General features: G+C 59.6%; 1 pseudogene. It reads left to right on the forward strand.

The window, feature by feature from the left end:
* Window positions 1-292: pseudogene (locus RND78_RS28035) on the forward strand (hypothetical protein); the annotation flags it as partial.

The following is a 292-nucleotide window of genomic DNA, read 5'->3' on the forward strand; positions in this document are numbered from 1 at the left end:
CCCTGTCCGGTGGTAATGGCAATGACATCCTCGAGGGTGGGGTAGGCAACGACTATCTGGAAGGGAACTATGGCTCGGACACCTATGTGTTCGGCAAGGGCTCGGGCCAGGACACCATCTACAACTATGCCTACAACGACACCACGGCCAACAAGCAGGACGTGATCCGGCTGGATGGGCTGAACGTGGCGGACGTGCGGGTGTGGCGAGAGTCGGACGATCTGTACATCCAGGTACGAGAGACCGGTGAAACCCTGCGGGTCAGCTCGCATTTCTCGGATGACAGCACGGG

The sequence above is a fragment of the Pseudomonas oryzihabitans genome, assembly GCF_032027545.1.
GTDB lineage: Bacteria > Pseudomonadota > Gammaproteobacteria > Pseudomonadales > Pseudomonadaceae > Chryseomonas > Chryseomonas oryzihabitans_F.